Origin of the sequence: Bacteroides salyersiae (genome assembly GCF_031172035.1) — a bacterium.
Lineage (GTDB): Bacteria > Bacteroidota > Bacteroidia > Bacteroidales > Bacteroidaceae > Bacteroides > Bacteroides salyersiae.
Window position 1 is genome coordinate 2,743,891 of the sequence record NZ_CP133452.1, and the last position, 14,546, is coordinate 2,758,436.

At 43.5% G+C, this 14,546-nt stretch carries 13 protein-coding genes and 1 pseudogene; 7 read left to right on the forward strand and 7 right to left on the reverse strand.

Annotated features, from left to right (window positions below; all coding sequences use genetic code 11):
- The first annotated feature begins 145 nt into the window (after nt 1-145).
- The 7 genes and pseudogenes from RB604_RS09890 to RB604_RS09920 all read left to right on the forward strand — a co-directional run bounded on the left by RB604_RS09890 (nt 146) and on the right by RB604_RS09920 (nt 6,223).
- Complete coding sequence (locus RB604_RS09890) at nt 146-1,690, forward strand: peptide MFS transporter (RefSeq protein WP_007478472.1); 1,545 nt, start codon at nt 146-148, stop codon at nt 1,688-1,690.
- A gap of 40 nt (nt 1,691-1,730) precedes the next feature.
- A complete protein-coding gene (gene hpt / locus RB604_RS09895; RefSeq protein WP_007478471.1) occupies nt 1,731-2,270 on the forward strand; it encodes a hypoxanthine phosphoribosyltransferase in 540 nt (179 codons plus the stop codon).
- Between the two features lie 133 nt (nt 2,271-2,403).
- Entirely contained in the window at nt 2,404-2,973 is a 570-nt protein-coding gene (locus tag RB604_RS09900; protein WP_005924822.1) for an adenylate kinase, read from the forward strand.
- A 45-nt stretch (nt 2,974-3,018) separates the two neighbouring features.
- Entirely contained in the window at nt 3,019-3,384 is a 366-nt protein-coding gene (locus RB604_RS09905; RefSeq protein ID WP_005924820.1) for a four helix bundle protein, read from the forward strand.
- A gap of 50 nt (nt 3,385-3,434) precedes the next feature.
- Nucleotides 3,435-4,595: a GTPase ObgE gene (obgE, locus tag RB604_RS09910; RefSeq protein ID WP_005924818.1), complete on the forward strand. Its 1,161-nt coding sequence runs from the start codon at nt 3,435-3,437 to the stop codon at nt 4,593-4,595.
- Nucleotides 4,592-5,399 (forward strand): annotated as a pseudogene (gene pgeF / locus RB604_RS09915) (peptidoglycan editing factor PgeF). The gene obgE and the pseudogene pgeF overlap by 4 nt, the downstream one beginning before the upstream one ends.
- 164 nt (nt 5,400-5,563) lie before the next feature.
- Nucleotides 5,564-6,223, forward strand: coding sequence for a B3/B4 domain-containing protein (locus RB604_RS09920; RefSeq protein ID WP_055295211.1), 660 nt, complete (start codon nt 5,564-5,566; stop codon nt 6,221-6,223).
- A 64-nt stretch (nt 6,224-6,287) separates the two neighbouring features.
- Here the strand turns inward: RB604_RS09920 and RB604_RS09925 are convergent, their stop codons facing one another.
- The 7 genes from RB604_RS09925 to RB604_RS09955 all read right to left on the reverse strand — a co-directional run bounded on the left by RB604_RS09925 (nt 6,288) and on the right by RB604_RS09955 (nt 14,384).
- Nucleotides 6,288-7,019: an ATPase gene (locus tag RB604_RS09925; RefSeq protein ID WP_007478467.1), complete on the reverse strand. Its 732-nt coding sequence runs from the start codon at nt 7,017-7,019 to the stop codon at nt 6,288-6,290.
- Between the two features lies 1 nt (nt 7,020).
- Entirely contained in the window at nt 7,021-7,254 is a 234-nt protein-coding gene (locus RB604_RS09930) for a hypothetical protein (protein WP_007478466.1), read from the reverse strand.
- A 104-nt stretch (nt 7,255-7,358) separates the two neighbouring features.
- On the reverse strand, nt 7,359-8,483 hold the full coding sequence (locus tag RB604_RS09935) for a lactonase family protein (protein ID WP_055295212.1): 1,125 nt from the start codon (nt 8,481-8,483) through the stop codon (nt 7,359-7,361).
- 2 nt (nt 8,484-8,485) lie between these two features.
- Complete coding sequence (locus RB604_RS09940; protein ID WP_055295214.1) at nt 8,486-11,326, reverse strand: glycoside hydrolase family 3 C-terminal domain-containing protein; 2,841 nt, start codon at nt 11,324-11,326, stop codon at nt 8,486-8,488.
- A 153-nt stretch (nt 11,327-11,479) separates the two neighbouring features.
- Nucleotides 11,480-12,235: an ABC transporter ATP-binding protein gene (locus tag RB604_RS09945; protein WP_005924789.1), complete on the reverse strand. Its 756-nt coding sequence runs from the start codon at nt 12,233-12,235 to the stop codon at nt 11,480-11,482.
- Nucleotides 12,232-13,248 carry a FecCD family ABC transporter permease gene (locus tag RB604_RS09950; RefSeq protein ID WP_007478461.1) on the reverse strand — a complete coding sequence of 339 codons (1,017 nt, stop codon included), beginning with the start codon at nt 13,246-13,248 and terminating at the stop codon, nt 12,232-12,234. The genes RB604_RS09945 and RB604_RS09950 overlap by 4 nt, the downstream gene beginning before the upstream one ends.
- Nucleotides 13,245-14,384: an ABC transporter substrate-binding protein gene (locus RB604_RS09955; protein ID WP_055295217.1), complete on the reverse strand. Its 1,140-nt coding sequence runs from the start codon at nt 14,382-14,384 to the stop codon at nt 13,245-13,247. The genes RB604_RS09950 and RB604_RS09955 overlap by 4 nt, the downstream gene beginning before the upstream one ends.
- Between the last annotated feature and the right edge of the window lie 162 nt (nt 14,385-14,546).

A 14,546-nucleotide genomic window follows, 5' to 3' on the forward strand; every position in this document is an offset into this window, starting at 1 on the left:
GTTTGTTGCATGAAGAAAACATGCTAATTGTTGGTAGATAGCTTGTGGAAGGTGAATAGATAAGTTTTTCTTTGTGGGAGATAAATTTGTTTTTTGTCGTTTTTTCGTACCTTTGTGTCCCATAAACTACAAAACATAGAATTTCATGGGGACATTGCAAGGCCATCCGAAAGGCCTTTATCTTATTTTTGCTACAAGCACGGCAGAACGTTTCAGTTATTATGGAATGCGCGCCATCTTTATTCTTTTTTTAACTCAAGCTTTATTATTCGATACCGAGTCTGCGGCATCTATTTATGGCAGTTATACCGGTTTGGTGTATCTTACTCCTTTGATTGGCGGATACATTGCCGATAAATATTGGGGGATACGTCGTTCCGTCTTTTGGGGTGCCGTAATGATGGGAATCGGGCAGTTGATGATGTTCCTCAGTGCTTCTATGTTGGATAGGGTGGTATTGTCTCATTGGCTGATGTATGGTGGATTGACTTTCCTGATTTTAGGAAACGGCTCTTTTAAGCCTACTGTGTCATCGTTGGTGGGACAGCTTTATAAGCCCGGAGATAAACGGCTTGATGCCGGGTATACCATTTTTTATATGGGGGTGAATGTCGGTTCGTTTATCGCTCCGTTGGTATGCGGATATTTCGGGGATACGGGTAATCCCGAAGATTTCAAATGGGGTTTCTTGATAGCGGCATTTATGATTGTACTGACAATTCTGCTGTTCGAAACACAAAAGAATAAGTATCTGATTTCTCCTACGGGAGAACCTTTGGGGATCATTCCGGATGCGAAGAAAGAAAAGAAGATAGATGCGGAAGAGAAGAAAATACATCCGCAATTGAGTAATAGCCGGAAAAAGCGGAATGCGGTAATCCTGATTGCATTGACGTTGGTATTGGGAACTCTTTTTTACGCATGGTTCGGTGACGATTGGATCAGCATCGGCATTTTTACAGCTTGTATCGTGTTTCCGATTACCATTTTGCTGGATGGCTCTTTGACAAAAATAGAGCGTAGCCGTATTTTTGTAATTTATATTGTGGCATTCTTTGTTATCTTCTTTTGGGCGGCTTATGAGCAGGCAGGAGCTTCTTTGACTCTTTTTGCAGCCGATCAGACCAACCGTGATATCTTTGGTTGGGAGATGCCGGCATCCTGGTTCCAATCTTTCAATCCGTTCTTTGTCGTGATACTTGCTTATATCATGCCCGGTATCTGGGGATTTCTTAATAAGCGTCATATGGAGCCTTCTTCACCTACCAAACAGGCCATCGGATTACTGCTTCTTTCTTTAGGTTATCTTTTCATCTGTTTTGGGGTGAAAGATGCCCAACCGGGAGTAAAAGTAAGTATTATTTGGCTGACAGGGCTGTATTTTATACATACAATGGGAGAGATTGCTCTGTCACCTATCGGGTTGTCAATGGTGAACAAGCTGACTCCGATTCGTTTTGCTTCACTGATGATGGGCATCTGGTATCTCTCTACGGCTACGGCCAATAAGTTTGCCGGGATGCTTGCAGGTCTCTATCCCGAAGCAGGAAAGGTGAAAAGTCTCTTTGGATATCAGATTGCCAGCATGTATGATTTCTTTATGGTGTTTGTCGTGATGTCGGGAGTTGCTTCTCTGATTCTGTTCCTTCTATCAAAGAAATTGCAAAAGATGATGCATGGAGTGGAATAAAAATCGTATTTTTGCATCCAACTTTTTTAAACTACCGGTTATGAATACCATTCAGATAAAAGACAAACTATTTACTGTTTCTATCAAAGAACAGGACATTCAAAAAGAAGTGATTCGCGTAGCGAACGAAATTAACCGCGACTTGGCAGGTAAAAATCCTCTGTTCCTCAGTGTGCTGAACGGATCATTCATGTTCACGGCCGATTTGATAAAACATATTACAATCCCTTGTGAAATTTCATTTGTAAAGTTGGCTTCTTATCAGGGGGTATCGTCTACCGGGGTGATAAAGGAGGTGATCGGTATTAACGAGGATATTTCCGGACGCACGGTAGTGATTGTAGAAGACATTGTGGATACGGGATTGACTATGCAGCGTTTGCTCGAGACTTTAGGTACGCGTGGTCCGAAAGAGATTCATATTGCTTCATTGTTGGTGAAACCGGAAAAACTCAAGGTCGATTTGAATATTGAGTACGTTGCAATGGAGATTCCTAATGATTTTATCGTGGGATACGGACTCGACTATGATGGATTCGGACGTAACTATCCTGATATTTATACGGTGGTAGAACAGTAGTCAAGTAGTTAAGTAGTCAGAGTAATAAAGTAGTTAAGTAGGATGGAACTGCTGATTGAGAATAAAATGAGAATAAAAATAATAGATTGCAAGATAGGTAATAGATTTAAATTGTAAAATTGTTAATAACAAAATGTTGAACATTGTAATTTTCGGTGCTCCCGGTTCAGGAAAGGGAACACAAAGCGAACGTATCGTAGAAAAGTATGGTATCAACCATATCTCTACCGGAGATGTATTGCGTGCAGAAATTAAAAACGGCACAGAATTGGGTAAAACTGCTAAAGGGTATATCGATCAGGGACAATTGATTCCCGATGAATTAATGGTGGATATACTGGCAAATGTATTTGATAGCTTCAAAGATAGTAAAGGTGTGATTTTTGATGGATTTCCAAGAACTATTCCGCAAGCAGAAGCGTTGAAAGTCATGTTGAAAGAACGTGGACAGGATATTTCTGTAATGATCGATCTGGATGTGCCTGAGGATGAACTGATGACCCGTCTGATCAAACGCGGTAAAGATTCCGGTCGTGCCGACGATAATGAAGAGACAATTAAGAAACGCCTTGTTGTATATAATACTCAGACTGCCCCGCTAAAAGATTTCTATAAAGGTGAGGGTAAGTATCAGCATATCAACGGACTCGGTTCGATGGAAGCTATTTTTGAGGACATCTGCAAGGCGGTGAGTGCATTATAAATAATGAAAGTAGTTAAGTAGTGAGTAGTAAGTAGTAAAGTAGTAATGTCGACGCAATCATTTGAGGATCTTTTAGTATGGCAAAAGGCTCATCAGTATGTTTTAAGCATTTACCGGATAACTAAGGGATTTCCCAAAGAAGAAATGTTTGGGTTGGTTAATCAGATGAGGCGTGCTTCTGCTTCTATTACTGCTAACATCGCAGAAGGGTTTGTAAGAATAGGGCAAAAAGATAAATTGCATTTTTACAATATATCACAAGGATCGTTAGAAGAAACAAGAAATTTTGTTATTCTTTCCAGAGACTTGGAGTATATAACAGAGGAAGATAAAACGATACTGTTGGTGTCGGCTTCCGAAGTGAGTAAAATGTTAAATGCATATTGTCAGGGTTTGCTGAAATATTACTAAATCTATCTTCTACTTACTACTTAACTACTAAATTCTAACTACTAAATAGTATGGCTGAATCGAATTTTGTTGACTACGTAAAGATATACTGTCGCTCGGGTAAGGGCGGAAGAGGCTCTACGCACATGAGGCGCGAGAAATATGTTCCTAACGGAGGTCCCGATGGGGGCGATGGCGGAAGAGGAGGCCATATTATTCTGCGCGGTAATCGTAACTATTGGACGCTGCTTCATCTGAAATATGACCGTCATGCATTGGCCGGTCATGGAGAGTCGGGTAGTAAAAACCGGAGTTTCGGCAAGGACGGAGCAGATAAAGTAATTGAAGTACCTTGTGGGACAGTAGTGTACAATGCCGAAACGGGAGAGTACATTTGCGATGTAACCGAACACGGACAAGAAGTAATTCTGCTGAAGGGCGGCCGTGGCGGACAGGGTAACTGGCATTTCAAGACAGCTACCCGACAGGCGCCTCGTTTTGCACAGCCTGGCGAACCGATGCAGGAGATGACGGTAATTATGGAGTTAAAGCTTTTGGCGGACGTCGGCCTGGTAGGTTTTCCGAATGCGGGCAAGTCTACATTGTTGTCGGCTGTTTCTGCTGCCAAGCCGAAGATAGCCGATTATCCTTTCACCACATTGGAGCCGAATTTGGGTATCGTTTCTTATCGCGATGGAAAATCATTCGTGATGGCAGACATTCCCGGTATTATTGAAGGGGCCAGTGAAGGAAAAGGGCTCGGATTGCGCTTCTTGCGTCATATTGAACGTAACTCTCTGTTGTTATTCATGGTACCGGCGGACAGTGATGATATCCGTAAGGAGTATGAGATTTTACTGAATGAATTGCGAACCTTTAATCCGGAAATGCTCGATAAACAACGGGTGCTTGCTATTACCAAGAGCGATATGCTCGATCAGGAGCTGATGGATGAAATAGAACCTACGTTGCCGGATAATATTCCACACATGTTTATCTCTTCGGTTTCCGGTCTCGGTATTTCTGTTCTGAAAGACATTCTGTGGGAAGAATTGAACAAAGAGAGCAATAAAATAGAGGCTATCGTACATCGTCCGAAGGACGTAAGTAAATTGCAGGACGAACTCAAAGCCATGGGAGAGGATGAAGACCTTGAATATGAATATGAGGAAGAGGATGATGACGATGACTTGGAATACGAGTACGAAGAAGAAGACTGGGAAGAGAAATGATTTCGCTTGCAGAAGATAAAAAGATGTTGGGATACGGGTCGCTTGGTTCGTATTCCAACATTTCTCATTTTGTGACGACCCGTAGAGGCGGTTGCAGCAAGGATGCGTATGCCACATTTAATTGTTCGCCTTTTACCGATGATGAAATGGAGCATGTACGCCGGAATCAGGAGTTGTTGTTTGAGGCGATGCCCGTGAAACTTTCGGAACTGATTATTCCGCATCAGACGCATGGTGTGAAAAATCTGGTGATAGACAGAGCTTTTCTTGCGCTTTCGGAAGGAGAAAGACGTGTGCGGTTGGAAGGTATCGATGCGCTGGTGACTGATATTCCCGGCTGCTGTATCTGTATTTCTACGGCCGATTGCATTCCTATATTATTGTACGATAAGCAGCATCAGGCAATTGCTGCGGTGCATGCCGGGTGGCGGGGAACGGTGAATTTTATAGTCGGCCATACATTGGAGCGCATGCGGGCGGTTTATGGTACGGTGGGAGAAGAGGTTGTGGCTTGTATCGGTCCTGGCATCTCATTGGAATCTTTTGAAGTGGGCGATGAGGTTTATGAAGCTTTTCGTTTGAATGGTTTCGATATGTCACGGATATCTTGCCGGAATGCGAATACGGGAAAGTTTCATATCGATTTATGGGAAACAAACCGTCAGCAGTTGTTTCGGTGTTCCTTCTTCACAAATCGAGGTAGCCGGTATTTGTACCTATATTCATCATGAAGAGTTCTTTTCGGCTCGACGGTTGGGAATTGCTTCCGGTCGTATTTTGTCGGGAATACTAATAATTAATTAATTTGCCAATATGCCAATGTGTCAATTGGCTGCGCTTGCATTCGGTTTGGGTATATTCATTGCGTTGTTATTTAGGATGTTTGAACTGTGTTGTTCTGCATGGCATGGCATTCGGCATATTGACTTATTGATACATTGGCATATTGACTCATTGACACATTATTTATGATTACATTATCAAATGAAATAAAAGCTGCATGTCCTGGTTTTGCAGGAGTAGCTGTTTATGCGGAAGTAAGAAATACAGCTTACAGTGAAGGACTTTGGAAGGAAATCGATGCCTTTACCCGGGAGTTGACTTCGAACACAAAGATGGAAGATATCAAGTTGCAACCTGCTATTGCCGCTACGCGTGAGGCATATAAAAGATGTGGAAAAGATCCCGGACGTTATCGTCCTTCGGCCGAAGCTCTGCGCCGGCGTCTGATGCGGGGGATTCCGTTGTATCAGATTGATACGTTGGTGGATTTGATTAATCTGGTTTCACTTCGTACAGGGTATTCCATCGGTGGGTTTGATGCCGATAAGATACAGGGCAAGACACTGGAACTCGGAATAGGCAAATCCGGCGAACCGTTTGAAGGTATCGGCAGGGGGATATTGAATATTGAAGGGCTTCCGGTGTATAGGGATGAAATCGGAGGTATCGGTACGCCTACCAGTGATAATGAACGTACAAAAATGGGATTGGATACGACTCATATCCTTGCTATTGTCAATGGATATAGCGGAAAGGCAGGTCTGTCTGAGACTGCTGCTATGATACAGGATTTATTGAGAAAATATGCCGGCTCTGATGGCGGTGAAGTATTTTTCTTTGAGTAATACGTTTCTGCGGTAACTCCGGGATTGTTCATTGTATGAGAAATGATAGTATAGTAGTGGTGATTTATAGCTTATTCAGTACATATTCTTGAAACCAAGTAGGAATGTAGTCTATATTGTCACTAATCTTAATTTCATCATTTTCAATTGATGCAAAAAGCTTAGGTTCGGAATAACTATTGTCGAATATATAAGCTTTATCTACAAGTTTGATGGCATCAAGTAGAAGTTCCATTGTCCTATAATATCTTTCTTTTATTTTTTCTGGTGGAACGTCATGGCCTCCTTGTTGAACTCGTTGTTGTACCCTATTTAGATTTAAGGTAGGATCGCTTAATGAAACGAAATATAAGTAAACCTTATATTTCATTTCTTGGGCTTTACAAATAAAATCTAATTTAGAAGGATGGGACATGACTGTTTCGAATGTAAACTTATTGCAATTACCTAATAGCTTATTTCGCACATAATCGGCAAGAAAGGAGGTGAAATAATCATTTACCATATATTCTGAAGGTAATGCAAATCCCTCTTTGTTGAACATTATTAGTCGGGAAATATTTTTTCCATCCGATGAATCGAATAATAATGAATTATGGTATGTGTCTTGAAAATCCTGTTCGGATGGTATGATATTTAGATTGGAAAAGTTAAAGCAATGTGTCTTATTCAGTTCTTTTTTATATTCATCTGCATTTATATACAAACCAAGATGAACTCCTGCATCAGTTACTACTTTTATAATAGTAGATTTGCCGGAACCATTAGGACCGGCAAATATTCTTAACCTTTTCATTTTATTTTTTTAAACTGAATTTCCGTTGGGTAATTTTAGTCTTAGCTTGCTTAACGGTCGCTATTTTTTTTCTGATCCCACTTGAATCTACCAAAAGGATGCTGTTTCCGCGAAGGACAGAAACACAATGCCCTTCAGCAATAGAGGTATCATAAGCTCTTCTGCCATATTTTGATAAAGCAGTTTGTATCAGAACTTCCTCATCTGTCTCTTTTCCAATCTTTTTATTATTCATACCTTTTATTTTTTTGTTGATTTAAGAGGTTTTTCAAATATAAGCTTTTTAGTCTGTATTGACAACTGTTTTATCCTATTTTACAGAAAACTATTCATTCTTTACTATTCTCCAGCAAACTGAATACATACCGGCTTGTCCATTTTTATTTCTTCTCCCGTCTTCTTCAGCAAACCGCTTACGATGTCCCGTTCGAATATCTGTATGGCATTACTGTCCCGACAAGCTACCAACAGGTATTTCCCATTCGGAGTGATATTAAAATTGCGTGGATGACTTCCCGTTAGCTGATAACCTACTTTTGCTAATGTCCCTTTTTCCGGATTGACTTCAAAGATGGCGATACCGTCTTCTTTCAATCGGTTGCTGACATATAGATATTTACCATCCGGGCTCAGATGAATGTCTGCACTGCCCCGGGCTTGAATGGTATCGGCTGTGATGGTTTGGATTTCATTCAATCTTCCGTCGGCATATGCAAAAGCAATTACCTTGCCCGATAGTTCATTGATTAGATAGGCGTATTTCCCGTTTTTGCTGAATATCAGATGTCTGGGGCCCGAACCGGGCTGTATGTCGACAGCTTCGGATAGGGGGCGTGGAAGTTCCTCTTTGGAGTGTACTGCATATCGTAGGATACGGTCTGCACTGAAATCTGTAGCGAAAATGTAGTTACTATCCGGTGAGAAGATGGCGCAATGAATATGCGGTGTGCCTTGCCGGTCGGTATCCGGTCCCGAGGCCGATCCTTGGAACAACGTGTCAGAAGGATCGAGAGAACCGTCATACCGGATAGGAAAAACGGACATGGTACCGCCACTATAATTGGCGGTCAGTACTTTTCGGCCATCCGTAGATACATAACAGGGATCCTCGCTTCTTGTTTTTTGACTGTTCAGCAGTTGGAGCGTCCCGTTCTTCTTATTGAAGGAAAAAGCATGGACGGCTGCCGCACTGTCGTTCTGTTCGCTGACAGCATAAACGAAACGGTTATCTGCCGATAAGGTAAGATAAGACGGATTGGACACTTCTATTTCACTGAGTGGAGACACACTCCCTGTCTCCTGGTTGAAACGGAAAGTATAGATTCCCTTGCTATTGCCCGAAGTATAAGTCCCCACAAGCATAGTCAATTCATTTTCTGCCCGTTGCTGTGAAGCATTCCGGGTGGTGCAGGCTGATGACAGCATACTGACGGCACACACTCCCATAATCAATTTACTGAACATAATTATTTCTTTTTCAATTGTTCCAGTTTCACTTCGGAGATACCTACCCGGTCACTGCCCAATACGATACGCAGGTCGCTGGCGGTGGTTCCTTTAAAGCGGAACGGGAGCAGTTTGTTGTATTCATTGACTGTTCCGGAATACACAGTGAGGAACTGTCCTCCACCACCCGAAAGTTGAATTTCGAATTCTGCCGGGAGTCCGTTTTCACGGCTGAAAGCGATGGAAAGTCCGTCCACTTTGGCTCCGTTCTCTAAGGCAAAGGTAATATAATCTCCTTTATTTCCCTCCCAAGAGGTGGATAAATTATGATCAAGCGTATTGCCGGTCATCTCCATATTGGTGCTGGCACTGACGGGATTGTCTGTTTTTGCTTTTTCCATGTCGATGCTTCCGTGCTCTTTTACGGTCAATGTACCGGTTAGCCGGATATCTTCTGAGGAGGCTCCCAACATGATACTGAAATCTCCGGGTTCTACTACCCAGTCATTTTTCGCATTCAGAAGTTCCAGTGCTTTCCGGTCGAGGGTAAAGGATACCTCTTTTGTTTCACCCGGTTGTAGATGAATGCGTTCGAAGCCTTCGAGATTCTTTTCGTATGTTGTGACACTGCTGAGAAGATCGCGTACATAAAGCTGAACCACTTCATCTCCTGCACGTTTGCCTGTATTGGTAACTTTGCAGCGTACCTGTACCTTTTGATTGGGAGTAATTACTTTGGGAGAGATGTTTATATCCGAATATTCGAATGTGGTATAGCTTAAACCGTATCCGAAAGGGTAAAGAGCACCGTTGACGCGTGACATATCTCCTTTGGTTCCCGGATTTTTTCCACCGTCGATTTGTGAAGAAGGTTTATGAGGGAAATTAAACGGTATTTGTCCTACACTCTTTGGGAAAGTCACCGTGAGTTTACCTCCCGGATTGTAATCACCGAACAGTACATCGGCAATCGCCGTTCCTCCCTTAGATCCCGGATACCAGGCTTCCAGAATGGCCGGTACAAATTTATCCGCCCAGTTTACAGACAACGGCCGGCCGTTGATGAGTACCAATATCACTGGTTTTCCTGTGGCTTGTACTGCTTTCAGCAGATCCAACTGGCGTCCCGGAAGGTCGAGGCTGCTGCGCGATTTATTCTCTCCACAAGTTCTTTGTCCTCCTCCCAGCACTACTACGGCTACATCTGCCTCTTGGGCTTGGGCCACGGCTTTATCAATTTCCGACTGTTCATCCTTGCTTAGTGGATAATCGATGATTTCCGACTCCGGCCAGTGGGCATCTACCAGATCACAACCTTTGGTATAGAGCACTTCCGCTTTTCCGTTCAGCTTTTCGCGAAGTCCGTCTACTACCGTAGTAACCTCTACTGCCAATGGGCCGTAATGGGTTAGTGCATATGCTTTCTCTGCTGCATTCGGACCGCAAACTGCAATCTTCTTCACAGAAGTTATATCCAATGGAAGGGTGTTATTTTCATTTTTCAACAAGACAATCGATTCGCGGGAGGCCTGTAAAGCTACCGCTTCATTCTCTTCTTTTTCTACTTCGTCATCTGCTCCTTTCAAGTCCGTCTGATAAGGAGCGTCGAACAATCCGACAAGGAACTTCACACGCAGGATGTCGCGTACACGGTCGTTGATGACTTCTTCGCTTAATCCGCCTTCCTGTACAAGTTCGCGTAGTGGCAGTACATAAGAGTCCGGTGAGCGGAAAGTACAGCGTACATTCAGTCCGGCTTCCACACTTTGACGCACGGCTTCTTTCATATCTTTGGCTGTGCCGTGTTTGGTGTAGAGATATTCTACGGCATCACTGTCGGAAACTACATATCCGCGAAAGCCCATTTGACCGCGCAGGCGTGTTGTCAGCCAATAATAACTGCTTTGTATCGGGAACCCGTCATAGTCGTTGTACGAACTCATCACTCCTAACAATCCTGCTTCCTGTATCACCCGTTTGAAGGGATATACATGAATCATTTCTACTTCGCGGGGTGACATTTGCGGATCTACACGCGCCATCCCTTCACGGGCACCCTTGTTGTTGCTGTAAGCGATGAAATGTTTTCCCGTAGCGGCAACTTGATGGTTGTGTTGCATGCCCCGAACCATTTCGATGCCTAATTCGGCAACAAGATAAGGTGATTCGCCATATACTTCTTCATAACGTCCCCAACGCTGGTCACGCCCTACATCCAAGATGGGAGCATATACGTTGGTGTATCCCAACATGCGGGCTTCACGGCCGGTGATGAGTCCTATCTGATGAATCAACTTACGGTTCCAGGTATGTCCCAAACCGAGTTGTGTCGGGAAATTGGTTGCTTTGTAGCTTTCCACTCCCCGGATACCTTCGTTGGTGAAATCCACCGGTATTCCCAGACGGGTTTCTTCTACAAAAAAGCGTTGTACTTCATTCAGTGCCCAGGCGTGACGGGAAGCAGGCCATACATATTCATTGTCCGATGGCGGCAACCCCCATTGTTGAAAACCATTCAGATGTTCGTCGATGGCACCCATGCCGTCTTTCCACAACATCTGCTTCCATTCGGGAGTAGGCAGATCGTCTTTCAATACCCGCTTATATCCGTAAAGAGTCACCATCTGGCAGGTCTTTTCGTTCAGATTCATCTGACTGAACAGGTCCTCGATGCGTGCATCTATCGGGGCAGTCGGATCTTCGTATATGTCTTTTATTCCGTTTTTATTAAAATCGATCCAGCCTTTTTTATACATTTCGGTTTTCACAGGTTTGTATACGGCCGGTATTTTCATTGATTTTTGTGCCGGTAGCGGCGAGATACTTCCTAATAAAAGGGTTGCGATGATTAGTCTTTTCATGGTATCTTTTTATTAATTATGTTCTGAGTGTCAAAGATAATGCATCTTTGTGAGAAAAGATGGATAAAATTGTCCATAAACGGGAGTGAAAATATCCAAGAGGTCTGAAAGTGAGCTTCGTCTCAGTATGATTTACCGTATGATTACTTGTACTTATTTGATTCGGACTCTCATCTCCCGTGCATCGAATGTGACGGATTTGTTTCGGAAAAGCCTTTCTATATGCCCGCTGGTCACCATTTCCGGGGTAGGCAGGCTATATAGTTGCGGATTATCTATCAGCATGATAAAGTCGCAGAGAGACAGAGCAATGTCCAAGTCGTGCGTGGAGAAGAGAATACATTTTCCCTCTTCTTGTGCCAACTTTTTAAGCAACAGGCAAAGTTCGTAGCGGTTGGGCAGATCCAAAAAAGCAGTCGGTTCATCAAGGAGGACGACAGGAGTGTCCTGTGCCAACGCACGTGCGATCATGATACGCTGGCATTCACCATCGGACATCTTATCCATTGTTTTATCGGCATATCCGGACATGCCTACCAGTTGCATGGCTTTGTCTACGCGCTCCTGGTCTGCCGGTTGTAATTGCCCGATCCAGTTGGTGTAGGGAGCGCGTCCCAATGCAACGACATCTTCGCAACGCAGATTGGCGATGCGTACTTTATCAGTTGTTACAAAGCTGATATTCCGGGCCAGCTTTTCCGGTTTCAGTGAAGCGATATTCTTTCCTTGTAGCACGATTTCTCCGGTTTGCGGTTTTTCCAGTCCCATTATAGCACGGAGCAGGGTACTTTTTCCTGTTCCGTTACGTCCTAACAGCGCAACGAGTTGCCCCCCTGTTATCCGGGCAGAAACTTTATCCAACAAGATTCGTTGCCCGTATCCTAATGTCAATTCTTTGAGTTGAATCATTTGATTATACGCAGATTTTTAGCGATTACCCATAAAATAACCGGAACTCCCAATAAAGCGGTGATACAATTGACCGGTAATAGAAATTTTTTAGCAATAATATCGCAAAGCAACATACCGATTAATCCTGTTAACATTGTGCCGGGAATGAGTATCCGGTGATCGGCATTATTGAATATCAATCGGGTGATGTGTGGCACTGCCAGCCCGATGAAACCTACCGGTCCGCAAAAAGCGGTGACGGTTCCTGTCAGTAGTGCGGTGGATACAAAGATAAGGGTACGCGAACGTTTGATATTCATTCCCATTGTACGCGCATAATTCTCTCCGAGCAATAATAAGTTCAGTGATTTGATGCAGGAGATGGAAATCAGCAGACCGATACATACGATAGGGATCATGATTCCTAACTGAGTCGTTGTGATATGGCTGAGTGATCCCATCGACCACAATGTGAACATCTTGAGTTGTTCGGCGGAACTCAGATATTGCAGAATCTGAATAATGGCACCTGCTACATAGCCGATCATTACTCCCATAATGAGGACACCGAGAATGTTTTTTACTTTCCGACTGATGATGGCCACTCCCAGTAAGATAACGGCAGTTCCTATCCATCCGGAGCCTACGATTCCCATCGATTGAAGTAATGGAAATTCCGACCATCCCAATAATGGAGCTCCTAATATGAACAGGGCTACTCCCAATCCTGCCCCGGAACTGACTCCTAACAGATAGGGATCGGCCAGTGGGTTCTGGAAAACGGTCTGCATCTGCAAACCGCTAACGGATAGGGAAATACCTATCAGTGCCGCCACTACTACCCGTATAAACCGGATAGAGAGGAGAATGTTGCGTGTCATTTCATCGCATTCACCTCCGGTCAGTACCGCCCCTATTTTAGAGATAGGAATATAAGTATCTCCTGTTGCCATATCTGTCAGTAGTAACAGTACGGCAACAATTCCTAATGTGGTAAATAAAAGAACATTGCGTTTACGGGTTTGTCTCATTCCAGGTGTCGGTAGTAATAGAGTGAATCGGTTACAAGTTCGGGATGGAAGATATGGATCAGATCGCGTAAAACTACATCGGGACGTACGACAGCCGATTCCCAATAATCGTTTCCTCCTGTGGGAGTCAGTCGCAGATTGTTGTTATAGACTGTTTTTTCACGTACGGCTTTTGCATCTGCGAATTTAGGGTTGACCGCTTTCAGTTCATCCAGCGTGGAGGCAACACCGACGTTGATCCAGTAGTCTGCTTTCTGTATCAGTCCGTAGGCTGTTTCCAGTCCGATAGGTGTCGAGCTGTTAGAAACATTCTCTTTATAAATGTAGTCTGCTCCTGCATCGGCAACCAATTGCGCCATATAACTTTGAGTTGAAGGCATTACCCAACTGTCGTTCCACGGGGTATTGAACATGACCGTAGGACGTTGTTCAACAGATTCTGTGAGAGTTTTCAGCGCTTGATAGCGTCTCGGAATTTCACGGAATACTTCGATCCCTTTTTCCCGGCTGTCTGTGAGTTCGGATAGTGCGATTAACCATTCGGCTTTGCCCAGTGGCGATTCTTCCAGATATTCTCCTACATACATGTAAGGAATCGAAAGTTCCCTCATTTTGTCCGTTACCGAAGTTTGGGCATCTCCGATGCCGTAAAGCAAAACGACGTCCGGTTTCAGTCCGATTAATAGTTCGTAATTCATTTCAGCACCCATATCCCTGATCGATTCTTTATGTGCAAGGACATAGGGATTCGATACATAGTCGATGCCTGATACTCCCACAATCCGGTCTGTCTGTCCTATGGCATCGAGCATGGCAATGTAGGAAGAAGACATACACACAATACGTTTGGCGCCGGCACGAATCACCGGGCCGGTAAATCCGGTTGGGGCCTGTTCGCCATTGCGCGAAATGAAATAGGACATTTCTACATTCTTGGCACCTTGCCACGGATTAGAGATTTGTATCAGAGTACTGGCACTGTTATCTGCACCCAGTATCTTGAATCCGGTGGCATATTCAGGCGTATATACATCCTGTTTGAATGCTTCTAAAGAAGTTTTTTTATTAGATACGCAGCCTGTCAGAACAAAAAGGCATAGTAATGTAAGAATTGAAATGGTCGATTTCTTTTTCATGATTATTGAATTTGACAACTTATTCTATTGTTGAGCTTTAGCTTTTTTACAATACATTATGCATCCAATAAAGTACTGCGTCAAAGAATAAAAATAATGCCACAAAGATAGTTCTCTTTGAGAATATTTCCCCTTTTTCCACTGACTTTTTAATTTAATAAT